Here is a 24,593-nt window from a genome sequence, read left to right as displayed (position 1 = left end):
GGGGCCAGGGAACAGACTCACCTGGCCTTAAACGCCACAGTTCACGCGGCTTTGGGTTTGGGGGGCCGCCTTTGGGGTAAAGAGCGGGGCGTGCAAGCCAAGCTGCATCCCGCGTTCGACCATGCCCATGATGTCTTCCTGCGCCACTTCGAACAGGCGCTTGAGGTTGGGCAGCACGAAATACAGCGGTTGCAGGATGTCGATGCGGTACGGGGTGCGCATCGCTTCCAGCGGATCGAAGGCCTGGTGCTCGGGCTCGTCCGACAGGCAGTACACGCTTTCCTTGGGTGACGACAAAATCCCGCCACCGTAGATACGCCGACCTTCGGGGGTATCCACCAGGCCGAACTCGATGGTCATCCAGTACAGGCGCGCCAGGTACACCCGTTGCTCCTTGCTGGCCGCCAGGCCGAGCTTGCCGTAGGTGTGGGTGAATTCGGCGAACCACGGGTTGGTCAGCAGCGGGCAGTGGCCAAAGATCTCGTGGAAAATATCCGGCTCTTGCAGGTAGTCCAGTTCTTCGCGGGTACGAATAAAGGTCGCCACCGGAAACTGTTTGTTGGCGAGCAATTCGAAGAACGTCTGGAAGGGGATTAGCGCCGGCACGCGGGCGACTTGCCAGCCGGTGGTCGCGGCCAGCACCTCATTGATCTCGCCCAATTGCGGAATGCGATCCAGGGGCAGGCCGAGCTTGTCTATGCCGTCCAGGTACTCCTGGCAGGCGCGGCCCTCGATCACTTTCAATTGACGGGTGATCAGGGTGTTCCACACCGCGTGTTCTTCCGGCGGGTAGTGGATAAAACCTTGCGCATCGGGCTCGCGGGCCACGTAGTGCGTCTGCTTCATACGGCTCTCCTGCTAGGCATTAATTCTTGTTATGTCCTGCGATGAGCCTATTGATACTCCGTGCGGGGCAAGATTCCATCGGCTTCAAAAGCGCTCACGTAGGAAAACTTACCGATTTTCGTAAAGTATTCGTTACGGTTTCGAGGTTGATTGCCGTATTGGGCTGGGAAAAGCCCGCAAGCTGTCACATAATCTTGACGACTATCTGCGCCCAGCGACAAAAAGACGCGGCGCCTACCCACTTTTCGAGCCTTTTCATGCGTATCAAAGTGCACTGCCAGAACCGCATCGGCATCCTGCGGGACATCCTTAACCTGCTGGTGGAGTACGGCGTCAACGTTGCCAAGGGTGAGGTGGGCGGCGAGCATGGCAACGCCATTTACCTGTTCTGCCCGAACCTGGTGAACATGCAATTCCAGGCGCTGCGCCCGCAGTTTGAGGCGATTGCCGGGGTGTTTGGCGTCAAAAGGGTAGGGCTGATGCCAAGTGAACGTCGGCATATGGAACTCAATGCGCTACTCGGTGCGCTCGAGTTTCCGGTGCTGTCCATCGACATGGGCGGCTCCATTGTCGCCGCCAACCGTGCGGCCGCGCAGCTGCTCGGGGTGCGGGTGGATGAGGTGCCGGGCATTCCACTGTCGCGCTACGCCGAGGATTTCGATTTGCCGGAACTGGTGCGCGCGAGTAAATCGCGGATCAATGGCCTGCGGGTCAAGGTCAAGGGTGACGTGTTCCTGGCGGATATCGCGCCGCTGCAATCCTCCGAGCACGATGATAGCGAAGCCATGGCCGGTGCCGTATTGACCCTGCACCGCGCCGACCGCGTGGGCGAGCGCATCTACAACGTGCGCAAACAGGAGCTGCGCGGTTTTGACAGCATCTTCCAAAGCTCCAGGGTCATGGCCGCCGTGGTGCGCGAAGCCCGGCGCATGGCGCCGTTGGATGCGCCTCTATTAATAGAAGGCGAAACTGGCACCGGCAAAGAATTGTTGGCGCGCGCCTGCCACCTGGCCAGCCCACGCGGGCAATCGCCTTTGATGGCGCTCAACTGCGCCGGGCTGCCCGAGTCGATGGCCGAGACCGAATTGTTCGGCTACGGCCCCGGCGCGTTTGAAGGCGCGCGGGCCGAAGGCAAGCTCGGGCTGCTGGAACTGACGGCGGGCGGTACGTTGTTTCTCGATGGCGTCGGGGAAATGAGTGCGCGTTTGCAGGTGAAATTGCTGCGCTTCCTGCAGGACGGCTGCTTTCGGCGCGTGGGCAGTGACGAAGAGGTGTACCTGGATGTGCGGGTGATTTGCGCCACCCAGGTGGACCTGTCCGAACTCTGTGCCCGTGGCGAATTCCGCCAGGACCTCTATCACCGCCTCAACGTGCTGTCCTTGCATATCCCGCCCCTGCGCGAATGCCTCGACGGCCTTGCGCCGCTGGTCGAGCACTTTCTCGACCAGGCCAGCCGGCAGATTGGCTGCCCGCTGCCCAGGCTGGCACCTGCCGCGATGGATCGCCTCAGCCACTACCACTGGCCGGGGAATGTGCGGCAGTTGGAAAACGTGCTGTTCCAGGCGGTGTCGCTGTGTGAGGGCGGGACGGTCAAGGTCGAGCACATTCGCCTGCCGGACTACGGCGTGCGCCAACCCCTTGGCGATTTTTCCCTGGAGGGCGGCTTGGAGGCGATCGTCGGGCGCTTCGAGAAGGCGGTGCTCGAGAGCCTGTATGCCGAGCACCCCAGCAGCCGGCAGTTGGGCAAGCGCCTGGGGGTGTCGCACACCACCATCGCCAATAAGTTGCGCGATTACGAAATCCTCAAGGCGGACAAATAACCAACGGCTCCTCCCGCATTGGTTCTCTGTCACCCGTAAGACGGGTACTTGCCGTAAGCGGCATAAGTCCGCCGTTTTTTCGACTATCCCCAGTCCTTAAAATCCTGCTGCCTGCCCGCAAAACCCCGCCCCGCCTGGGGTTTCCCCTGTTTTTAAAAGTTGGTTCGCAAATTGCTTAAGCCTCATCAGTACAGCGGTGGGCGGCAAGCCTGCGTCAGAAAGAGGAAGAAGCGTGGACAAGTACCTTTATGTGGCAATGACCGGCGCCAGCCAGAACGCACTGGCGCAGAAGGCTCATGCCAACAACTTGGCGAACATTTCCACCAACGGTTTTCAACGTGACCTTGAACAGGCGCGTTCGATGCCGGTGTTCGGTGACAGCTTTCCGGCGCGGGCCTTTGCCATGACCGAGCGCCCAGCCACCGACTTCACGCCTGGCGCGATGATCGAGACCGGCCGTGACCTGGATGTGGCCGTTAGTGGTGACGGCTGGATGGCCGTGCAAACCCCGGACGGCGGCGAAGCCTACGTGCGCAGCGCCAGCATGAACGTCGATGCGCTGGGCGTGCTGCGGGCCGGCAACGGCATGCCGATCATGGGCAACGGCGGCCCGATTGCCGTGCCGCCCCAACAGAAGATCGAAGTGGGCGCCGACGGCACCATCAGCATCCGCGCTATGGGTGAAGGCCCACGGGTGATGGCTGAGGTGGACCGTATCAAGCTGGTCCAGCCTGACCTTAAGAACATGACCAAAGGCCTGGACGGCAGCATCCACACCAAGGATGGCCAGCCGGCACAGGCCGACGCAAACGTCACGCTGACCTCGGGCTTCCTGCAGGCGAGCAACGTCAATGCGGTGGAGGAAATGACCGCCGTATTGGCGCTTGCCAAGCAGTTCGAGCTGCACATCAAGATGATGAACAGCGCCAAGGAAGATGACCAGGCCATGACTCGCGTCATGCAGATGAGCTGACAGGCGACCACCGAATTCTAATTGTGTAACGCGGCGCCAACAAACAGGCGCGCAAAGGAGAACAGCATGCTTCCGGCTCTATGGGTTGCCAAAACAGGTCTGTCCGCCCAGGACACCAACCTGACCACCATTTCCAACAACTTGGCCAACGTGTCGACCACGGGTTTCAAACGTGACCGCGCCGAGTTCCAGGACTTGCTCTATCAGATCAAGCGCCAGCCAGGCGCCCAGTCGACTCAGGACAGCGAATTGCCGTCGGGTCTGCAACTGGGTACCGGTGTGAAGATCGTCGGCACCCAGAAGAACTTCAACGCCGGTAACCTGCAGCAGACCGGCCAACCGCTGGACATGGCAATCAACGGCAAAGGCTTCTTCCAGATCCTGCAGCCGGATGGGACCACGTCCTACACCCGTGACGGTACGTTCCACCTGGATTCCAACGGCCAGATCGTCACCGCCAACGGCTTCGCCTTGGAACCTGCGATTGTGGTGCCAGCCGATGCGCAGACCTTCACCGTCGGCAACGATGGCACCGTTTCGATCACCGTGGCCGGCAACCCGGCGTCCCAGGTAATCGGAAATCTGCAGACCGCCGACTTCATCAACCCGGCCGGCCTGCAGGCCATGGGTGGCAATTTGTTCCTGGAAACCGCCGCCAGCGGCGCGCCGCAAATCGGCACTCCCGGCCTGAACGGTTTCGGCACCACGCTGCAAAGCACCCTGGAAACCTCCAACGTCAGCACCGTTGAAGAGATGGTCAACATGATCACTACTCAGCGCGCCTACGAGATGAACTCCAAGGTGATTTCCACCGCCGACCAGATGCTTTCGTTCGTAACGCAGAATCTGTAATCAAGTCCATGGGGCGCTCCTGAGAGCTCCTGCAACACCGTGAGGTAAGGGTCATGAATCGCTATGTTTCCGTTCTGGCATTGAGTGGGATTGCCGTGCTCGCGGGCTGTGTCGCCCCGACGCCAAAACCCAATGACCCGTACTACGCGCCGGTGTTGCCGCGCACGCCATTGCCGGCGGCGGCCAACAATGGCTCGATCTACCAGGCCGGTTTCGAACAGAACCTGTACAGCGACCGCAAGGCGTTCCGCGTGGGTGACATCATCACCATCACCCTGAACGAGCGAACCCAGGCCAGCAAGAACGCCAACTCCCAGATCGACAAGAGCAGCACGGCCAGCATTGGTTTGAGCTCGCTGTTTGGCGCCGTGCCCAACACCAATAACCCCCTGGGCAGTGGTGATCTGAGTCTGAATGCCGGCTACAGCGGTGATCGCGCCACCAACGGCAAGAGCGCGGCAGCGCAGGGCAACAGCTTGAGCGGTTCGGTCACTGTGACGGTGGCCGATGTATTGCCCAACGGCATCATCGCCGTGCGCGGTGAGAAGTGGATGACGCTTAATACCGGCGACGAGCTGGTGCGTATTGCCGGCATGGTCCGTGCCGATGATATTTCCACCGACAACACGGTGTCGTCGACGCGCATTGCCGATGCACGCATTACCTACTCGGGTACGGGTTCGTTCGCTGATGCGAGTCAGCCGGGCTGGTTCGACCGCTTCTTCCTTAGCCCGCTGTTCCCTTTCTAGGTGGCCACTTTGAAACTCAAACAACTGATGGCTGCCGCACTCTTGCTGACGTTGAGCGCTGTCGCCCAGGCCGAGCGCCTGAAAGACATCGCCAGCATCTCCGGCGTGCGTTCCAACCAGTTGATCGGCTACGGCCTGGTGGTGGGGCTCAACGGTACGGGTGACCAGACCACCCAGACCCCGTTCACCCTGCAGACCTTCAACAACATGCTCTCGCAGTTCGGCATCAAGGTGCCGGCGGGTTCGGGCAACGTGCAGTTGAAGAACGTCGCGGCGGTGTCGATCAGTGCCGATTTGCCGGCGTTTTCCAAGCCGGGCCAGGTGGTCGACATCACGGTGTCGTCCATCGGTAACTCCAAGAGCCTTCGCGGCGGCACCCTGTTGATGACGCCGCTTAAGGGTATCGACGGCAACGTCTACGCCATCGCCCAGGGCAACCTGGTGGTGGGCGGGTTTGACGCCGAGGGTCGTGACGGTTCGAAGATCACCGTCAACGTGCCATCGGCCGGTCGGATTCCCGGCGGCGCCACGGTTGAACGCACTGTGCCGAGCGGTTTCAACCAGGGCAACAGCCTGACCCTGAACCTCAACCGTTCGGACTTCACCACCGCCAAGCGTGTGGTCGACAAGATCAACGACATGCTCGGCCCTGGCGTGGCCCAGGCCATCGACGGTGGCTCGATCCGTGTGACTGCGCCGCTGGACCCCAGCCAGCGCGTGGACTACCTCTCGATCCTGGAAAACCTGGAAGTTGATCCGGGCCAGGCGGTGGCCAAGGTCATCATCAATTCGCGTACCGGTACCATCGTGATCGGTCAGAACGTCAAGGTCTCGCCGGCGGCGGTGACCCACGGCAGCCTGACCGTGACCATCACCGAAGACCCGATCGTCAGCCAGCCTGGGCCGTTGTCCAATGGCCAGACGGCGGTGGTGCCACGCTCGCGGGTCAACGCCCAGCAAGAGGCCAAGCCGATGTTCAAGTTCGGCCCCGGCACGACCCTGGATGAGATTGTGCGTGCGGTGAACCAGGTGGGCGCAGCGCCAGGCGACTTGATGGCGATCCTCGAAGCTTTGAAGCAGGCCGGCGCGTTGCAAGCCGACCTGATCGTGATTTAAGGCCATGGCCATGGACATGCGTAACAGCGGCCTGACCAGTACGGCGGATTCGGGTTCGTATTCTGACTTGAATCGCCTGAACCAACTGAAAGTCGGCGACAAGAACAGCGAAGGCAATATGCGCAAGGTGGCGCAGGAATTCGAGTCGCTGTTCTTGAACGAGATGCTCAAATCCATGCGTTCGGCCACCGACGCCCTGGGCAAGGACAACCCGCTGAACACCCCGGCGGCCAAGCAGTACCAGGAAATGTACGACCAGCAACTGGCGGTCTCGCTGTCCCGCGAGGGCGGTGGTATCGGCCTGGCCGACGTGCTGATGCGCCAGATGCAAAAGAACAAACCGGTGGAGGCCCAGGCTTCCACCCTGCAGGGCCCGGCAGCGGCCGAGACAACGAAGAAGGTCGATGTGCCGACCGAAATTGCCGCAGGCACCCAGGCTCAAGGCCCGCTGGGCCGCTCCAACGGGCAGCGTCCGCTGTGGGCGTACCGCGTGGCTGAACCCCAGGTAGGCGCCGCAGCATCCCACGGCAACGACATGCAGTTGATGAACCAGCGTCGTATCGCCTTGCCGAGCAAGCTGACCGATCGCCTGCTCGCCGGCATCGTGCCGACGACCCAGGTCGCCACCGAAGCCAAGGCCGCGCCGCTGCGCAACAGTGCCTTGCAAGACAATGTGGTCAACAGCGCGGCGCGCAGCTTTGCCGTGCCCAACGATCGTATGCAGATCTACAGCCGCGCCGTGGCCCAGCCACCGTTGGCGCCGGCGAAGAAGGCGTTCAGCTCCCAGGATGAGTTCGTCGCCACCATGTTGCCGATGGCCGAGGCGGCTGCCGCGCGCATCGGTGTCGATCCTAAGTACCTGGTGGCCCAGGCCGCCCTGGAAACCGGTTGGGGCAAGTCGGTGATGCGCGCCGAGGATGGCAGCAGCAGCCATAACCTGTTCGGCATCAAGGCCGGCCAGAGTTGGCAGGGCGGCCAGGCCCGCGCGATCACCAGCGAGTTTCGTGATGGGGCGATGGTCAAGGAAACGGCGCAGTTCCGTTCTTACGACTCCTACCAGGACAGCTTCCATGACCTCGTGACATTGCTGCAAAGCAATGATCGCTATAAAGAAGTTGTGAAATCGGCCGATAACCCCGAACAGTTTGTACGCGAGTTGCAAAAAGCCGGGTACGCCACCGACCCGGCCTATGCCAGCAAGATTTCGCAGATCGCAAAAACCATGAACAGTTACCAGAATTACGCTGCCGCTGGCGCGACCACTCATTTATAAGGTCTGAACCATGAGTTTGCTCAACATCGGGATGTCAGGGCTTAACGCCGCTCAAGGATCGTTGTCGGTCTTGAGTAATAACATTGCCAACGCCAATACCGCGGGCTATTCGCGTCAGCAGACTACCCAGAGCGCGAATGCGTCGAACCAATATGGCGGCGTGTTCATCGGCAGCGGCACCACCCTGGCCGACGTGCGCCGGGTGTACAACGAATACCTGGACACCGCCTACCAGAACAGCACCTCGCTCAACAGTGATGCCAAGGCTTACCTGGATCAGGTCAGTGCCGTCGACAAGACCCTGTCGGACAAGACCACCGGCATGTCGGCCGTACTCAGCTCGTTCTTCGCTGCTGTGCAGACCGCCTCGGCGAACCCCAACGATACCTCGGCCCGCCAGATCCTGCTCACGAACGCCCAGACGCTGAGCAACCGGTTCAACGCGATCTCCACGCAGTTGAGCCAGCAGAAAGAAACCATCAACGGCCAGTTGAGCTCAATGAGCGATCAGGTCAACCAACTGACATCGTCGATTGCCTCTCTCAACAAGCAGATTGTCCAGGTTCAGGGTTCTTCGAACACCACCCCGGCCAACCTGCTGGACGCCCGCGCCGAAGCCGTGCGTTCGCTCAATGAGTTGATCGGCGTGACTGCCACCGAAAAGAACGGTGTGTTCAGTGTCAGCACCGGTAGCGGCCAATCCCTGGTGCTGGGTGATCGCTCCAGCACGATTTCCGCCGTACCGAGCAAGAGCGACGCCAGCCAGTACACGATCCAGCTCAATGCGGGCGGCGGGACGACGTTGGACCTGGGTAACGTGATCAGCGGTGGCAGCATTGGCGGCCTGTTGCGCTATCGCAGCGACGCGTTGATTCCTGCGATCAATGATCTGGGGCGCATCGCGATTGCCACCGCTGATACGGTCAACAGCCAACTGGGCCAGGGCCTGGACCTCAATGGCGAATTCGGCGCCTCGATGTTCACCGACATCAACAACGCAGCCTCGGTTGCCCTGCGTAGCCTGGCTGCCCAGGGCAACCTGGGCGACGGCGCCCTGGGCGTGACGATCAAGGACAGCACTCAGCTGACCAACTTCGATTACAAGGTCAGCTTCAACGACGGCACCGATCTCAACAAGGCAACGGTACTGCGTTCCGACGGCAAGGCCATGGGCACCTATGACCTCAGTGCCACGCCGCCGCCGGTCATCGACGGGTTCACCCTGGCGGTCAAGAGCGGTGCGGTGCAAGCCGGTGACAGCTTCAAGGTCAGCCCCACCGCCAACGGCGCCAAGGAAATCGGCACGGTCCTCAGCGACCCCAGCAAGATTGCCTTTGCCGCGCCGTTGCAGGGCGAGGCCGGCAAGACCAACGAGGGCACCGGCACCTTCACGCCGCCGACGCTCACCGTGCCCCTGGACATACAGGGCGGTGCCGATACGGCACAACTGCGTACAGGCATCGAGTACTCGATGCCGGTGAAGATGGTTTTCGGTAAACCGGCGGCCGATGGCACCCAGCCCTACACGCTGAGTAACGCCCAGGGTGATCCCATCGGCTCCGGCACTATCATTCCGGGGCAAGCCAACAAAATCAGCATCAGCGTGCCGATGCGTGATGCCAGCGGTGCCTTGGTGTCGCCAGCCAAGAGCTTCAGTTTCGACACTACGGTGGGCGGTTCGCCGGCCAACGGCGACGGCACCTCGTTCTCGTTCAATGCCACCGGCAAGTCCGACAATCGCAACGCCCAGGCACTGCTCGACCTGCAGACCAAGGCAACCGTAGGCCTGGCGGCCGATGGCAGTGGCGGTACCAGCCTGGTGGGCGCCAACAGCAAGTTGGTTTCCACCGTCGGCGCCAAAGCCGCCTCGGCCGGCACTGACAACACCGCTACCGGTGCGCTGCTGGCCGCCAACAAGAACGCGCGCAACTCCGTATCCCAGGTCAACCTGGATGAAGAGGCGGGCGATATGATCAAGTTCCAGCAGTACTACACGGCGTCGTCGCAGATCATCAAGGCTGCGCAAGAAACCTTCAGCACGCTGATCAATAGTCTTTAAGGGAGTCTGGGACGATGCGCATTTCTACACAGCAGTATTACGACACCAGTGCCGTCAAGTATCAGAACAACTATTCCAGCGTTGTGAAGGCCCAGGAACAGGCGAGCTCCGGCGTGCGTGTACAGACCGCTGCGGATGATCCGGTTGCCGCCCAGCGCTTGCTGATGCTGCAACAGCAAAAAGACATGCTGGCCCAGTACAGCGGCAACATCACCAGCATTCAAAATACGCTGACGAACGAAGAAAGCGTGCTGGATGCGATCAATACCACGATCCAGGCCGGCAGCCAGTTGGCGCTGCGCGCGGGTGGCGTGACCAGTGATGCTGACCGCAAGTCCATTGCGGTCGAGGTGGGCGCGCTGGAAAATCAGCTGCTGGGTTTGCTCAACAGCAAGGATGCGGCGGGCAACTATCTGTTCTCCGGTTCCAAGACCGACACGCCGCCGTATTCGCGCAATAACGATGGTACTTATAGCTATCAGGGCGACGAGAATGAGCTGAGCCTGCAGGTCTCCGAGACGCTGAAGGTGCGCACCAGCGACACAGGCAAGACCATCCTGGAAGGGGCTGTCAACGCCAGCCGCACCCAGTCCACCTACACGACGCCTGCGACGGTGGATGACCACAAGGTCGCGATCTCTGCTGGCCTGGTAACGTCGGGGATCGACTACACCAAGCAGTTTGCCGACGGCCAGCCCTACAAGGTGACTTTTACCAGCAGCACACAGTACGTTGTGACCGACAAGGACAACAACGACATTACCTCGCAGCTTCCAGGTAATGGCACGTTCGACTCCACCAAGGAAGGCAGCGCCAGTATCAATGTGCGCGGGGTCAAATTCGATATCACCGCAGACCTCACCGGCGTGGCCACCGGGCCGGATGCCGATGCGTTGGTCGCAGGGCGCGAGTTCACCCTGGCCGCCAAGCCGGACGCGTTCAATGTCTCTCGCACCGCAAGCAACACTTCGGCGGCGCAACTGACCAATGCCCGCGTCAGCAGTGCAGCCGACTACTCCAGTACGTTTCCCAACAGCGGCGTACTGATCAAGTTCGACGATGTCGACCCGACTGCTTATAAGGTGTATGCCCAGCCGTATACCCCCGACAGCAAGCCGATTGTCGATAATGGCGTGATCGTCAGCGGTACGCCGCCAGCCAAGGACACGATCACCGCCGCGGGTGTCACCTTCGAGTTGAGCGGTACGCCGAGCACCGGCGATCAGTTTTCGGTCGGTAACACCACCCAGAGAACCCAGAACGCCCTCGACACCCTGAGCCAGCTGCGTCAGGCCCTGGAGCAGCCGGCGGATGGTATCCCCGGTGCGCGGGTCAAGCTTCAGGACGCCTTGAACGCCGCCGTCAGTAACCTGACCAACTCGGCCGATCAGGTGGACAACGTGCGTGGCTCCATCGGTGCGCGACAGAACGCACTCACAGTGCAGTCCAGTGAAAACACCAGTGTCGGCCTGGCCAACAAGACCACGATGAGTGACCTGGCCAACATCGACATGGGCGAGGCGGCGATCAACCTGACCCTCCAGCAAACCATGCTGGAAGCCTCGCAACTGGCATTCGTAAAAGTCTCGCAGTTGAGCCTGTTCAACAAGATGTAAGCGGTGCCAAGTCAAGCGGCCCGCTCTGGAAACAGGGCGGGCCGCTGTCGTTTCCGGGGGTTAATTGTTTGAAGGTTTTGCACAAACCACACAAAATTGAGTGACCTGCGAGTCATAAAGCGCATCTTCACTGTATCGTGTGAAAAGGATAAGTCGTCACAGGGTCCTTGCGGGGCGGCTTTCAGCGAGATTTTTATGGGGTTATCCCCTTTATTGTCAGCACTCCGGGCGCATGCCCTGGGGTGTTCTCCAGCTATTTAGTATTGGGAAGCCACAATGATTGGCATAAAAAGCATCGCCAGTTACGTGCCGGCAGACGGGATCGATAACTACGCCCAGGGTGCCAAGTTCGCCAAGGATGAAGAATTCATCATCGGCAAGATCGGCTCGGCGTTCCTGCCGCGCAAGGAAGCCGCGCAGGAAACCTCCGATCTGTGTGTCGAGGCGGTCAACGCGTTGTTTGCCAATAACCCGGATTTGAAGCGCGAGTCCATCGATGCACTGATCGTCGTCACCCAGAACGGCGATGAAGAGGGTTTGCCCCATACGGCCGCGATCGTCCAGGACAAACTGGGCCTGCCCACGCATGTGGCGGCGTTTGATATTTCCCTGGGCTGCTCCGGCTACGTCTATGGCATCTACGCGATGAAGGGCTTCATGGAAGCCACCGGCCTGAAAAACGGCCTGTTGGTCACCGCCGACCCGTATTCGAAGATCGTCGACCCGGAAGACCGCAACACCACCATGCTGTTCGGCGATGCCGCCACCGCCACCTGGATGGGCGAAGATGCGCCGTGGTTGCTGGGCAAGTCCAAGTTCGGCACCGACGGTTCCGGCGCACCGCACCTCAAGGTCAGCGATGGCGTGTTCTTCATGAACGGCCGCCAGGTATTCAACTTCGCCTTGCTCAAGGTGCCGGCGCATTTGCACGAGCTGCTCAACGAGTCGGATCTCAAGGCCGATGAGATCGATGCCTTCTGCATTCACCAGGGCAGTGCGGCAATTGTCGACGCCGTGGCCCGCCGTTTCGAAGACGCGCCGGTGGAGAAGTTCATCAAGGACATGGTCGAGACCGGCAACACCGTATCGTCGAGCATTCCGTTGCTGCTGGAAAAGCATGTGATAGACGCTACCTGGAAGCGCGTGGCGATCAGCGGTTTTGGTGTGGGCCTGTCGTGGGGATCGGCGATTCTCTATCGTCCGTGACGCTTCGATAGTCTGCTTTCTGCGTAAAAGCAAACGCCGATGCTTGAAAGGGCATCGGCGTTTTTTATTTGGCGCCAGAAAACCCAATGAAATAAGGCTTTGAGGCCGTCGTAAACCCTTGAATTACAAGGGGTGGCACGGCGCCATTAAAAAAATCAAAAAAAATCCTCAAGCAACCGGCTACCACGACGATAACTATTACGTAGGTTCTCAGGCCACACCCGGCGGTTGCCAGGGCCGGAAGCCGCAGTATCCATCCAACGAGGATTTCGTCATGGCTTTAACAGTAAACACCAACATTGCTTCGATCACTACTCAGGGCAACCTGAACAAAGCCGGCGGCGCCCTGGCCACCTCCATGCAGCGCCTGTCTTCCGGCCTGCGTATCAACAGCGCTAAAGACGACGCAGCTGGCCTGCAGATCGCTAACCGCCTGACCAGCCAAATCAACGGCCTGGGCCAAGCTGTAAAAAACGTGAACGACGGTATCTCCATCGCTCAGACCGCTGAAGGCGCGATGCAGGCTTCGACCGACATCCTGCAAAAAATGCGTACCCTGGCTCTGTCTTCCGCGACTGGCTCCCTCAGCGCTGACGACCGTAAGTCGAACAACGATGAATACCAAGCTCTGACTTCGGAACTGACCCGTATCTCGCAAACCACTACTTTCGGTGGCCAGAAGCTGCTGGACGGTTCGTACGGTACCAAAGCTATCCAGGTTGGCGCTAACGCTAACGAAACCATCAACCTGAGCCTGGAAAACGTTGCAGCCAACAACATTGGTTCGCAGCAGGTCAAAACCAAGGCCATCGTGCCTAGCGCAACTGGCCTGGCTGGCGGCGACATCACTGTTACCGGCAACGGTCAGACCAAAACCGTAACTTACGCTGCAGGCGCTTCGGCTAAAGACATCGCTGCGGGCCTGAACGGTTCGATCGGTGGCCTGACCGCTACCGCCAGCACTGAAGTCAAACTGGAAGTAGGCGCTGCCACTCCGTCGAACTTCAAACTGGCTGTAGGTAGCGGTAATGCTGTTGATTTCGTCGGCGTGAAGGACCTGGCCGGCCTGGCTGACCAGCTGAAATCGAACGCTGCCAAACTGGGCATCAGCGTTAACTACGACGAATCCAACAAAACCCTGTCGGTTAAGTCGGATTCCGGCGAAAACCTGTCGTTCTCTGGTGCTGATGCCAACGCCCAGACCAACATCCTGGTTGGCGCTAAAGATGGCGCTGGCGCATTCGCCACCCCGGCTGCTCTGGGTGCTCCTGCAATCGTTGTGACCGGTCAGGTTTCCCTGGATTCGGCTAAAGGCTACTCCCTGAGCGACGCTGCTACTGGTGTATCGGACTTGTTCTCGGCTGCTACCGTTTCGTCGACCAAGACCACCATCTCTAACACCGACGTGACCGACGCTACCAACGCTCAAAACGCGCTGGCTGTTATCGACAAGGCCATCGGCACCATTGACGGCGTTCGTTCGGGCCTGGGTGCTACTCAGAACCGTCTGACTACCACTGCAGACAACCTGCAGAACATTCAGAAGAACTCCACCGCTGCACGTTCCACCGTTCAGGACGTCGACTTCGCTTCCGAAACCGCCGAACTGACCAAGCAACAAACCCTGCAGTCGGCTTCCACCGCGATCCTGTCGCAGGCTAACCAGCTGCCATCCGCTGTACTGAAGCTGCTTCAGTAATCCCAGCGCTTGGTAACTAACGGAAGGGTGCGTCTACGTGCCCTTCCGTTTTTTCGGTTTAGAGGAGATTGGACATGGACATGAGTGTAAAGCTGAACCAGTCTTATCCGCCGGTTGCACCTCAAAGCGCACCTGCCAAGGTAGTGGCTGACAACAACGTTCTGAATGTCCAGGCAACGCCCGCGATTAGCCAAGAGCCCGCACGCGCCGACCTGGAAAAAGCAGTCACCGATATTCGCGATTTCGTTCAAGCTACCCAGCGTAGCCTCGATTTTTCCATTGATGATTCCACCCACCGTGTGGTGGTCAAGGTCATCAATACCGACAATGGTGAAGTGATTCGCCAGATTCCGTCGGAAACAGCATTGAAGCTGGCACAGAACCTCAGCAGCGCAAGCAACCTGTTGTTTGACGGCAAGGCCTGAGCTGGCATGAAACTTGTTGCTGTCCTGTCTTGAGGCGTAATAAGTCAAGATAACGGCAGCCACCGAACAGGAGATAGATGATGGCGGGTTCAACGGTAAGTGGTATCGGTTCGAACATCGATACGCAAGCGATCGTGACATCCTTGGTTAACGCCGAAAAGGTGCCCAAGCAAACGCAGATCAATACCGCGTCCGCGAAAGCGACCACCACGCTGTCTTCGATCGGCAAGGTTCAGGCAGCGCTGGATGCGTTTCGTAACGCCCTGGACACCATGTCCAAGGACAGTAGCTTCACCGGTTTGAGCGGTTCGTCGTCGGATGAAAAGACCGCGACCATGACGGCCAGCAATACGGCCTCGAACGGCAGCTTCCGGTTGATCGTCGACCAGTTGGCCCAGGCGTCCAAGCTGTCGAGCAAGAACTTCAGCGGTGGCACTTCGACGGTTGTCAACGCGACGGATAAGCCGACCACGTTGACCATCAGTCAGTCCGGCAAGGCTTACGGCCTCAGCGTTCCAGCCGGCGCGACCCTGCAGCAGGTACGTGACTCGATCAATACGCAGTTTGGCACGTCGGGGCTGAGTGCCAACATCCAGACCGATTCCAACGGTTCTCGATTGATCCTGACCTCTACCAATATGGGGACGGGCTCGGACCTCACGCTGTCTGGCACCTCGGGGCTGGATGTGGACGCCACGGTCGTTGATTATCCCAAGGATGCGCAATACAGCATTGATGGGGTTGCGTCTGTGTCCAAGTCCAACACCATCACTGGTGCTCTTAGTGGCGTGGATATCAAGCTGGTAGCAGCGTCGACTTACAAAACGGGCAATACGGGTGACAAGAACGCCACGCTCATCACCGTCAGCACCAACAACACCGCGCTCAAGTCCGGGGTCAAGGGGTTCATTGACACCTACAACGCCCTGATCACAGCGATGAACGCCGAAACCAAGGTCACCACGAACCTGGACGGCAGCACCACTGCGGCAGCGTTGACGGGTGACTCGACCATGCGTTCGTTGCAGAGCACGATCCGCAATGAGTTCAACACGCTGTCGGGCAACGGGGCCTTCAAGTCCCTGGCTCAGTTCGGCGTGACCACCAGTTCGACCACTGGTCTGCTGGCGATTGATGACAAAAAGTGGGACGCGGCGGTTAAAACCAACGGCGCCGACATCAACAGTATGTTCAGCGGTAAAGACGGCATGCTGGCGCGGATGAAAAGCGCCACGGATGACTTTGCCAAGGCAAGTACAGGTGTTCTGGCAACACGTTCTGCTTCTCTGTCCGAGAGTCTCAAGGACCTGACCAAGCAACAGTCCTCGCTCGACGAGCGCATGACCCTGCTCACCAACAGCCTCTCCGCCAAATACAACGCCATGGATACCCTGGTCGCGCAATTGCGCCAGCAAAGCACCAGTGTCATGACTACGCTCAATGCGTTGAACAATCCCAAGACCAATAATTGATCGCAGCCTGCGATAAAGGCCAGGCAAACTGCCTGGCCTTTTTTTATCGGAGCACGACTGGCCCTAAAGCTTTTTGCGGGTCAGTCGACATATTGGTTACTAGAATCCTTTTCGCTGTCGCCTGTCACGAGGTAGAAACATGAATCCCATGAGAGCCCTTCGCCAATACCAGAAGGTCAATTCCCATGCCCAGATCTCCGAAGCCAGCCCGCATCGTCTGGTGCAGATGCTGATGGAAGGCGGGCTGGACCGCATGGCCCAGGCCAAAGGTGCACTGGCTCGTGGTGACATCGCGCAGAAGGGCCTGATGCTGGGCAAGGCCATCGATATCGTGATCGGCCTGCGTGACGGCCTGGATGCAGCAAAGAGTGATAACCCGGCTTACGTCCAGCAGTTGGAAAGTTTGTATGCATATATGACCAACCGACTGATGGAAGCGAACCTGCATAACGACGCCGACATGATCGACGAAGTGGCGCGTTTGCTGATCACCGTAAAAGAAGGCTGGGACGCTATCGCGGCGCCACAGGCAGCAGCAGAATAAGGCCATCGGCCTTGAGGAACACGTCATGAGCCAAGCACTGCAACGCATTGATGAAACCCGTGAAGCGCTGATCGGCGCGCTGGCAGACCGTAACTGGGACGCCATTGGCGAGCTGGACATGGGCTGTCGCAACGTGATCGACGAGGTGCTCAGCGAAGCACCGGTGGATGAGGATGCGTTGCGTGAAAAGCTTGAGAGCCTGCTGGCGGTTTACCAGCAGTTGCTTGAGGTGACGACAGGCGAGCGCCAGGCGATTTTTGAAGAGATGTCGCAGATCAACCAAGCGAAAAATGCGTCAAAGGTTTACCATCTGTTCGGTTGAACAGTCGCAGTTAATCCTACCGGTGCGTCATAAATTTGACCGTACCAGCTTTTTTGACTTAACTAGTGCTGTTTTCAGATTTCAGACGTCTAGTAAGGTAAGAAGTCTTACAGGCGCCTCGATTGCCCACAATCTCGGGGCAGGAAGTTTTACTAGGGAAGTTGCTATTGCATGTGGCGTGAAACCAAAATTCTGCTGATCGATGACGATAGCGTCCGCCGCCGCGACTTGGCGGTGATTTTGAATTTTCTTGGCGAAGAAAATCTGCCCTGCGGCAGCCATGATTGGCAGCAGGTGTCCAGCTCGTTGTCGTCGAGCCGTGAAGTCATTTGTGTGCTGATCGGGACGGTAAACGCTCCAGGTGGTGTTTTGGGCTTGTTAAAGACACTGTCTACCTGGGATGAGTTCCTTCCGGTGTTGCTAATCGGTGATATTTCTTCTGTCGAGCTGCCGGAAGACCAGCGCCGCCGCGTGCTTTCCAGTCTGGAAATGCCCCCCAGCTACAGCAAATTGCTTGATTCCCTGCACCGTGCCCAGGTCTATCGCGAGATGTACGACCAGGCCCGCGAGCGCGGTCGCCACCGCGAACCCAACCTGTTCCGCAGCCTGGTTGGCACCAGCCGTGCCATCCAGCACGTGCGCCAGATGATGCAGCAGGTGGCCGATACCGACGCCAGCGTGCTGATCCTCGGCGAGTCGGGCACCGGCAAGGAAGTGGTCGCGCGCAACCTGCACTACCACTCCAAGCGCCGCGACGGGCCTTTTGTGCCGGTCAACTGCGGGGCGATCCCGGCAGAGCTGCTCGAAAGCGAACTGTTCGGCCACGAGAAGGGCGCCTTTACTGGGGCGATCACCAGCCGTGCCGGGCGTTTCGAGCTGGCCAACGGCGGCACCCTGTTCCTCGACGAAATCGGCGACATGCCGCTGCCGATGCAGGTCAAGCTGCTGCGCGTATTGCAGGAGCGCACCTTCGAGCGCGTGGGCAGCAACAAGACCCAGAGCGTCGACGTGCGCATCATCGCCGCAACCCACAAGAACCTCGAAAGCATGATCGAGGTCGGCAGCTTCCGCGAAGACCTGTACTACCGCCTCAATGTATTCCCTATCGAGATGGCCCCGTTGCGTGAGCGCGTGGAGGACATCCCGCTGCTGATGAACGAACTGATCTCGCGCATGGAACACGAAAAGCGCGGTTCGATACGCTTCAACTCGGCCGCAATCATGTCCCTGTGCCGCCACGGCTGGCCGGGCAACGTCCGTGAGCTGGCCAACCTGGTGGAACGCATGGCGATCATGCATCCCTACGGTGTGATCGGCGTGGTCGAGCTGCCGAAGAAATTCCGCTACGTCGACGACGAAGACGAGCAACTGGTCGACAGCCTGCGCAGCGACATGGAAGAACGGGTCGCCATCAACGGCCACACCCCGGACTTCGGCTCCACCGCCATGTTGCCGCCTGAAGGCCTGGACTTGAAGGACTACCTCGGCAACCTCGAGCAGGGGCTGATCCAGCAGGCCCTGGACGACGCCAACGGCATCGTCGCCCGTGCCGCCGAGCGTCTGCGCATCCGTCGAACCACCCTGGTGGAGAAGATGCGCAAGTACGGAATGAGCCGCAAAGACGGTGATGAACAGGCAGATGATTGACGCCTGTTTTCCAAGCCGCTGATATTTCAGCGGTTTTTTTTCGGCACAACTATTGCTACAGCTCTCGCAACGTTCCGTTTAACTGACGGTCAGCCAAGCGAGAGAGCATGATGCCCCACGCCGCCCAACTATCTTCGGCCCCTGCCATACAGGGGCCGGTTCCGCCTGTCGAACCGCCGACCCGCCAGGGTCTTGAGCAGGCGTTCTCGCAGTTCAGCCAGATGTCGAGCCAGCTGACCGACTCCTACAGCCTGCTGGAAGCCCGGGTCTCCGAGCTGAAAGGCGAACTGGCGGTGGTCAGCGCCCAGCGCATGGAAGAGCTGGCTGAGAAAGAGCGCCTGGCCAACCGCCTGCAAAACCTGCTGTCGCTGTTACCCGGTGGCGTGATCGTCATCGATGAAGACGGCCGCGTGCGTGAAGCCAATCCGGCGGCCTGCGACATGCTTGGGCTGCCGCTGGAAGGCGAGCTGTGGCGCCATGTCATCACCCGCTGCTTTGCGCCGCGTGAGGACGATGGTCACGAAATCTCCCTGAAGGACGGGCGCCGCCTGTCCATCGCCACCCGGTCCCTGGATGCCGAGCCGGGCCAGTTGGTGCTGCTTAACGACCTGACTGAAACCCGTCACCTGCAGGACCAGCTGGCGCGCCATGAGCGTTTATCGTCCCTGGGCAGGATGGTCGCTTCGTTGGCGCATCAGATCCGCACGCCGTTGTCGGCCGCGTTGATCTACGCCAGTCATTTGACTGATGAACAATTGCCCGCCGCCACCCACCAGCGCTTCGCCGGACGCCTGAAGGAGCGCCTGCATGAATTGGAGCACCAGGTACGCGACATGCTGGTGTTTGCCCGCGGCGAATTGCCGCTGACCGACCGCGTGACGCCGGCCCAGCTGATGCAGGCCCTGCAAGCTGCGGCTGCTGCCCATATCCAAGACGTGCAAGTGCGCTGGCAGTGCGACAGCCACCTCGGCGAGCTGCTGTGCAACCGCGACACCCTGGTGGGCTCGCTGCTCAACCTGATCGAAAACGCCACCCAGGCCAGCGGCCCCGGCGCGCGGCTCAAGGTGCACCTGTACAACCGCGAACAAACCCTGCGCCTGTGCATCAGCGACAGCGGCAGCGGTATCGATCCGGTGGTGCTCAAGCGCCTGGGTGAACCGTTTTTTACCACCAAGACCAACGGCACCGGCCTGGGCCTGACCGTGGTCAAGGCCGTGGCGCGTGCCCATCAGGGAGAATTGCAGCTGCATTCCCGCGTTGGGCGTGGCACCTGTGCATTGATGACCTTGCCGCTGTTTTCTTGCGCGGCAAGCGCGGAGTAAGGATATGGCTATCAAGGTTCTGTTGGTGGAAGACGATCGCGCCCTGCGTGAAGCATTGGCTGACACGCTGTTGTTGGCGGGCCATGACTACCGGGCGGTCGGGTCTGCCGAGGACGCCTTGGAGGCGGTGGAGCAGGAAACCTTCAGCCTGGTGGTCAGCGACGTGAACATGCCCGGCATGGACGGCCACCAGTTGCTCGGCCTGCTGCGTGCGCGTCAGCCGCAACTGCCGGTGCTGCTGATGACCGCCCACGGTGCCGTTGAGCGTGCCGTGGACGCGATGCGTCAGGGCGCGGCAGATTACCTGGTCAAACCCTTTGAGCCTAAAGCGCTGATCGAGCTGGTCGCGCGCCATGCCCTGGGCGTGATTGCCTCCAGCGAAGGCGAAGGCCCGATTGCCTTCGAACCCGCCAGTGCCCAATTGCTCGAATTGGCCGCCCGCGTGGCGCGTAGTGATTCCACCGTGCTGATCTCCGGTGAGTCCGGCACTGGTAAAGAGGTGCTGGCGCGTTATATCCACCAGCAGTCGACCCGTGCCAAGCAACCGTTTATCGCCATCAATTGCGCGGCGATCCCCGACAACATGCTCGAAGCCACGCTGTTCGGCCACGAAAAGGGCTCGTTCACCGGCGCCATCGCGGCCCAGGCGGGCAAGTTCGAACAGGCCGATGGCGGCACGATCCTGCTGGATGAAATTTCGGAAATGCCCCTGGGCCTGCAAGCCAAGCTGTTGCGGGTGCTGCAGGAGCGCGAAGTGGAGCGAGTCGGCGCGCGCAAGCCGATCCAGCTGGATATCCGCGTGGTCGCCACCACCAACCGTGACCTTGCCGGCGAAGTGGCGGCGGGACGCTTCCGGGAGGACCTGTTCTACCGCCTCTCGGTGTTCCCCCTGGCCTGGCGGCCGCTGCGTGAGCGCCCGGCAGACATCATTCCGCTGGCCGAGCGCCTGCTGAACAACCACGTCAAAAAAATGAAGCACGCCCAGGCGCGGCTGTCCGCCGAAGCCCAGGCCTGCCTGATCAGCTATCCATGGCCCGGCAACGTGCGGGAGTTGGACAACGCCATCCAGCGCGCGCTGATTCTGCAGCAGGGCGGCCTGATCCAGCCCCAGGATTTCTGCCTGGCCATGGGCAGTGGCGCGGCGCCATTGCCCACGTTGGCGCCCGCGCCGGTGGTTGCAGAGGCTGAGCCTGCCGGAGGGCTGGGTGACGACCTGCGTCGCCGCGAATTCCAGATGATCATCGACACCCTGCGCGCCGAGCGCGGTCGCCGCAAAGAGGCCGCCGAGCGCCTGGGTATCAGCCCGCGCACCCTGCGCTACAAGCTGGCGCAGATGCGCGACGCCGGGATGGACGTGGAAGCGTATTTGTTCGCCACATAACCGGTAACAAGGTTGACAAGGTTTGTCGCCTTTTCTTACGAGTTGATACAGAGCTGGCACCCTTGTTGCTACTTCCCCTAGTAATCGCTGCGTAGTGTCAAAAATTTGCGGGTTGGAGAGAGAAGGTCATGAGCCAGGGTATTGAGTTCAATCGGTTGATGTTGGATATGCGCGCCATGCAAATGGATGCCATGGCTCAACCGAAATCCGTCGCGCCAGCGCCGGAACTGGGCCAAAGCAGCTTCGCCGACATGCTCGGCCAGGCCATCAACAAAGTCAGTGACACCCAGCAAGCCTCCAGTCAGTTGGCCAATGCGTTCGAGATCGGCAAAAGCGGCGTAGACCTCACCGATGTGATGGTCGCCTCGCAAAAGGCCAGCGTCTCCTTCCAGGCCCTGACCCAAGTGCGTAACAAGCTGGTCCAGGCCTATCAAGACATCATGCAGATGCCGGTTTAAGGGCGAGATCTAAGTCATGGCAGAAGCAGTCTCCGACAACGTACCCGCCAAGGCAGACGGCAAGCCGCCGCTGTTTGGCCTGTCGTTCCTGGAAAACCTCTCGGAAATGACCATGCTGCGTCAGGTGGGCCTGATGGTCGGCCTGGCTGCCAGCGTGGCGATTGGTTTTGCCGTGGTGTTGTGGTCGCAGCAACCCGATTACCGGCCGCTGTACGGCAGCCTGGCGGGCATGGATTCCAAGCAGATCATGGAAACCCTCGCCGCCGCCGACATCGCCTACACCGTGGAGCCCAACTCCGGCGCCTTGCTGGTCAAGGCCGACGATGTGGCCCGTGCCCGCATGAAGCTGGCCGCCGCTGGCGTGACCCCGTCCGACAGCAATATCGGTTTCGAGATCCTCGACAAGGACCAGGGCCTGGGGACCAGCCAGTTCATGGAAGCCACCCGCTACCGCCGTGGCCTCGAAGGCGAGCTGGCGCGCACCATTTCCAGCCTCAACAACGTCAAGGGTGCCCGCGTGCACTTGGCGATCCCGAAAAGCTCGGTGTTTGTGCGCGACGAGCGCAAGCCAAGTGCTTCGGTACTGGTCGAACTGTTTTCCGGCCGCTCCCTGGAGCCTGGCCAGGTGCTGGCGATCATCAACCTGGTGGCCACCAGCGTTCCGGAACTGAGCAAGTCGCAAATCACCGTCGTCGATCAGAAGGGCAACCTGCTGTCCGACATGGCCGAAAACTCCGCGCTGACCCAGGCCGGCAAGCAGTTCGACTACAGCCGCCGCATGGAAAGCATGCTCACCCAGCGTGTGCACAACATCCTGCAACCGGTGCTGGGCAATGACCGCTACAAGGCTGAAGTGTCTGCCGACGTTGACTTCAGCGCCGTCGAGTCGACCTCCGAGCAGTTCAACCCGGACCAGCCGGCCCTGCGCAGTGAGCAATCGACCAGCGAACAACGCACCGCCAGCAATGGCCCGCAAGGTGTGCCGGGTGCCCTGAGCAACCAGCCGCCAGCCCCGGCCTCGGCGCCGCAAACCACCGGTGGTGCCGCTGCTACTGCTGGCGCGATCCAGCCTGGCCAACCGTTGCTGGACGCCAACGGCCAGCAGATCATGGACCCGGCCACCGGCCAGCCGATGCTCGCGCCTTATCCGGCGGACAAGCGTAACCAGTCCACCAAGAACTTCGAGCTCGACCGTTCCATCAGCCACACCAAGCAGCAGCAGGGTCGCGTCAATCGCCTGTCGGTGTCGGTGGTGGTCGATGACCAGGTCAAGGTCAACGCCGCTGACGGTGCCGTAACACGCGCGCCGTGGAGCGCCGACGAATTGGCGCGTTTCACGCGCCTGGTGCAGGACGCCGTTGGTTTTGACGCCAGTCGTGGTGACAGCGTCAGCGTGATAAACATGCCGTTCTCCGCCGAGCGTGGTGAAGTGATCGCCGAAGCGGCGTTCTACACCCAGCCGTGGTTCTGGGACATCGTCAAGCAAGTGCTGGGTGTGTTGTTCATCCTGGTGCTGGTGTTCGGTGTGCTGCGCCCGGTGCTCAACAACATCACCGGCAACGGCAAGAAACAACTGGCGGCCTTCGGCGGCAGCGATGTCGAGTTGGGTGGCATGGGCGGCCTGGATGGCGAACTGGCCAACGACCGCGTCAGCCTTGGTGGCCCGCAAAGCATCCTGTTGCCAAGCCCGAGCGAAGGTTACGACGCTCAGTTGAACGCAATCAAAAGTCTGGTAGCAGAAGACCCGGGCCGTGTGGCCCAGGTCGTGAAAGAGTGGATTAACGCAGATGAGTGATAGTCGAGCCGCTGTTGCCAAACTCACCAAGGTCGATAAAGCCGCAGTCCTGCTGCTGTCCCTCGGTGAAACCGACGCTGCCCAAGTGTTGCGTCACATGGGACCCAAAGAGGTCCAGCGTGTGGGCGTGGCCATGGCGCAGATGCGTAATGTGCACCGTGAGCAGGTCGAGCAGGTGATGAGCGAGTTCGTCGAGATCGTCGGCGACCAGACCAGCCTGGGCGTCGGCTCCGACAGCTACATCCGCAAGATGCTCACCTCGGCCCTGGGCGAAGACAAAGCCAACGGCCTGATCGACCGCATCCTGCTGGGCGGCAACACCAGCGGCCTGGACAGCCTCAAGTGGATGGAGCCGCGCGCGGTCGCCGATGTGATCCGCTACGAGCACCCGCAGATCCAGGCGATCGTGGTGGCCTACCTCGACCCGGACCAGGCCGGTGAAGTACTCGGCCACTTCGACCATAAAGTGCGCCTGGACATCATCCTGCGCGTGTCGTCGCTGAACACCGTGCAGCCCGCGGCCCTGAAAGAACTCAACACGATTCTCGAGAAACAGTTCTCGGGTAACTCGAACGCCTCGCGGACCACCCTGGGTGGCATCAAGCGTGCGGCCGACATCATGAACTTCCTCGACAGCTCGGTCGAAGGCCAGTTGATGGACTCGATCCGCGAGATCGACGACACCCTGTCCGGCCAGATCGAAGACCTCATGTTCGTGTTCAACAACCTCTCCGATGTCGACGACCGTGGCATCCAGGCGCTGCTGCGCGAGGTGTCCTCCGACGTGCTGGTGCTGGCCCTCAAGGGCTCGGACGAAGGCGTCAAGGAGAAGATCTTCAAGAACATGTCCAAACGTGCCTCCGAGCTGTTGCGCGACGACCTGGAAGCCAAAGGCCCGGTACGCGTCAGCGACGTGGAAACCGCGCAGAAAGAAATCCTCACCATTGCCCGCCGTATGGCCGAAGCCGGAGAAATCGTTCTCGGCGGGAAGGGCGGCGAAGAAATGATCTAAGGCGCT

21 protein-coding genes are annotated in these 24,593 nt (G+C 60.3%); 20 read left to right on the top strand and 1 reads right to left on the bottom strand.

The genetic code is table 11. From position 1 onward, the window contains the following. Positions 1 to 27: 27 nt before the first annotated feature. Positions 28 to 846, bottom strand: a complete 819-nt coding sequence (gene phhA, locus HDC32_RS08750; RefSeq protein WP_184743572.1) for a phenylalanine 4-monooxygenase — start codon at positions 844 to 846, stop codon at positions 28 to 30. 257 nt (positions 847 to 1,103) lie between these two features. Here phhA and HDC32_RS08745 point away from each other — a divergent pair, with 257 nt between their 5' ends. From HDC32_RS08745 to fliG, 20 genes are all read left to right on the top strand, one after another. Next, positions 1,104 to 2,666: a sigma-54-dependent transcriptional regulator gene (locus tag HDC32_RS08745; protein ID WP_131698588.1), complete on the top strand. Its 1,563-nt coding sequence runs from the start codon at positions 1,104 to 1,106 to the stop codon at positions 2,664 to 2,666. Between the two features lie 232 nt (positions 2,667 to 2,898). Then, positions 2,899 to 3,639, top strand: coding sequence for a flagellar basal body rod protein FlgF (locus HDC32_RS08740; RefSeq protein ID WP_131698587.1), 741 nt, complete (start codon positions 2,899 to 2,901; stop codon positions 3,637 to 3,639). 66 nt (positions 3,640 to 3,705) lie between these two features. Beyond that, complete coding sequence (flgG, locus tag HDC32_RS08735) at positions 3,706 to 4,491, top strand: flagellar basal-body rod protein FlgG (RefSeq protein WP_131698586.1); 786 nt, start codon at positions 3,706 to 3,708, stop codon at positions 4,489 to 4,491. 53 nt (positions 4,492 to 4,544) lie between these two features. Next, complete coding sequence (gene flgH, locus HDC32_RS08730; RefSeq protein ID WP_184743569.1) at positions 4,545 to 5,240, top strand: flagellar basal body L-ring protein FlgH; 696 nt, start codon at positions 4,545 to 4,547, stop codon at positions 5,238 to 5,240. A gap of 27 nt (positions 5,241 to 5,267) precedes the next feature. Continuing rightward, positions 5,268 to 6,356: a flagellar basal body P-ring protein FlgI gene (locus HDC32_RS08725; RefSeq protein WP_131698736.1), complete on the top strand. Its 1,089-nt coding sequence runs from the start codon at positions 5,268 to 5,270 to the stop codon at positions 6,354 to 6,356. A 4-nt stretch (positions 6,357 to 6,360) separates the two neighbouring features. Beyond that, positions 6,361 to 7,629: a flagellar assembly peptidoglycan hydrolase FlgJ gene (flgJ, locus tag HDC32_RS08720; RefSeq protein WP_184743566.1), complete on the top strand. Its 1,269-nt coding sequence runs from the start codon at positions 6,361 to 6,363 to the stop codon at positions 7,627 to 7,629. Between the two features lie 10 nt (positions 7,630 to 7,639). Continuing rightward, positions 7,640 to 9,688 (top strand): flagellar hook-associated protein FlgK, encoded by a 2,049-nt coding sequence (gene flgK, locus HDC32_RS08715; RefSeq protein ID WP_184743563.1) that lies wholly within the window; start codon positions 7,640 to 7,642, stop codon positions 9,686 to 9,688. A gap of 14 nt (positions 9,689 to 9,702) precedes the next feature. Next, the gene (locus tag HDC32_RS08710; RefSeq protein ID WP_184743560.1) at positions 9,703 to 11,304 is read left to right on the top strand and encodes a flagellar hook-associated protein 3; all 1,602 of its coding nucleotides are present in this window, start codon (positions 9,703 to 9,705) and stop codon (positions 11,302 to 11,304) included. A gap of 276 nt (positions 11,305 to 11,580) precedes the next feature. Beyond that, positions 11,581 to 12,510, top strand: a complete 930-nt coding sequence (locus HDC32_RS08705; protein ID WP_184743559.1) for a ketoacyl-ACP synthase III — start codon at positions 11,581 to 11,583, stop codon at positions 12,508 to 12,510. 274 nt (positions 12,511 to 12,784) lie between these two features. Then, complete coding sequence (locus tag HDC32_RS08700) at positions 12,785 to 14,209, top strand: flagellin (RefSeq protein ID WP_131698580.1); 1,425 nt, start codon at positions 12,785 to 12,787, stop codon at positions 14,207 to 14,209. A gap of 74 nt (positions 14,210 to 14,283) precedes the next feature. After that, positions 14,284 to 14,634: a flagellar protein FlaG gene (locus tag HDC32_RS08695; protein ID WP_184743557.1), complete on the top strand. Its 351-nt coding sequence runs from the start codon at positions 14,284 to 14,286 to the stop codon at positions 14,632 to 14,634. A gap of 80 nt (positions 14,635 to 14,714) precedes the next feature. Next, positions 14,715 to 16,106, top strand: a complete 1,392-nt coding sequence (gene fliD, locus HDC32_RS08690) for a flagellar filament capping protein FliD (RefSeq protein WP_131698578.1) — start codon at positions 14,715 to 14,717, stop codon at positions 16,104 to 16,106. Positions 16,107 to 16,245: 139 nt separating this feature from the next. Continuing rightward, positions 16,246 to 16,650, top strand: a complete 405-nt coding sequence (fliS, locus tag HDC32_RS08685; protein WP_131698577.1) for a flagellar export chaperone FliS — start codon at positions 16,246 to 16,248, stop codon at positions 16,648 to 16,650. A 25-nt stretch (positions 16,651 to 16,675) separates the two neighbouring features. Continuing rightward, a complete protein-coding gene (gene fliT / locus HDC32_RS08680) occupies positions 16,676 to 16,972 on the top strand; it encodes a flagellar protein FliT (protein ID WP_027603846.1) in 297 nt (98 codons plus the stop codon). A gap of 171 nt (positions 16,973 to 17,143) precedes the next feature. Next, positions 17,144 to 18,619, top strand: a complete 1,476-nt coding sequence (locus tag HDC32_RS08675; protein ID WP_131698576.1) for a sigma-54 dependent transcriptional regulator — start codon at positions 17,144 to 17,146, stop codon at positions 18,617 to 18,619. Positions 18,620 to 18,729: 110 nt separating this feature from the next. Next, positions 18,730 to 19,941, top strand: coding sequence for a PAS domain-containing sensor histidine kinase (locus tag HDC32_RS08670; protein ID WP_221461932.1), 1,212 nt, complete (start codon positions 18,730 to 18,732; stop codon positions 19,939 to 19,941). Positions 19,942 to 19,945: 4 nt separating this feature from the next. Beyond that, on the top strand, positions 19,946 to 21,322 hold the full coding sequence (locus tag HDC32_RS08665) for a sigma-54 dependent transcriptional regulator (protein ID WP_131698575.1): 1,377 nt from the start codon (positions 19,946 to 19,948) through the stop codon (positions 21,320 to 21,322). Positions 21,323 to 21,450: 128 nt separating this feature from the next. Continuing rightward, a complete protein-coding gene (gene fliE / locus HDC32_RS08660) occupies positions 21,451 to 21,780 on the top strand; it encodes a flagellar hook-basal body complex protein FliE (protein ID WP_010208741.1) in 330 nt (109 codons plus the stop codon). A 16-nt stretch (positions 21,781 to 21,796) separates the two neighbouring features. After that, positions 21,797 to 23,575 carry a flagellar basal-body MS-ring/collar protein FliF gene (gene fliF / locus HDC32_RS08655; protein WP_053133228.1) on the top strand — a complete coding sequence of 593 codons (1,779 nt, stop codon included), beginning with the start codon at positions 21,797 to 21,799 and terminating at the stop codon, positions 23,573 to 23,575. Beyond that, complete coding sequence (fliG, locus tag HDC32_RS08650; RefSeq protein ID WP_048720872.1) at positions 23,568 to 24,587, top strand: flagellar motor switch protein FliG; 1,020 nt, start codon at positions 23,568 to 23,570, stop codon at positions 24,585 to 24,587. Before fliF ends, fliG begins: the two co-directional genes overlap by 8 nt. Positions 24,588 to 24,593: the final 6 nt, after the last annotated feature.

Origin of the sequence: Pseudomonas sp. JAI120, from assembly GCF_014207255.1 — a bacterium.
Lineage (GTDB): Bacteria > Pseudomonadota > Gammaproteobacteria > Pseudomonadales > Pseudomonadaceae > Aquipseudomonas.
The sequence above is the reverse complement of the archived record's forward strand: the minus strand, read 5'-3'. Positions and strand labels throughout refer to the sequence as shown.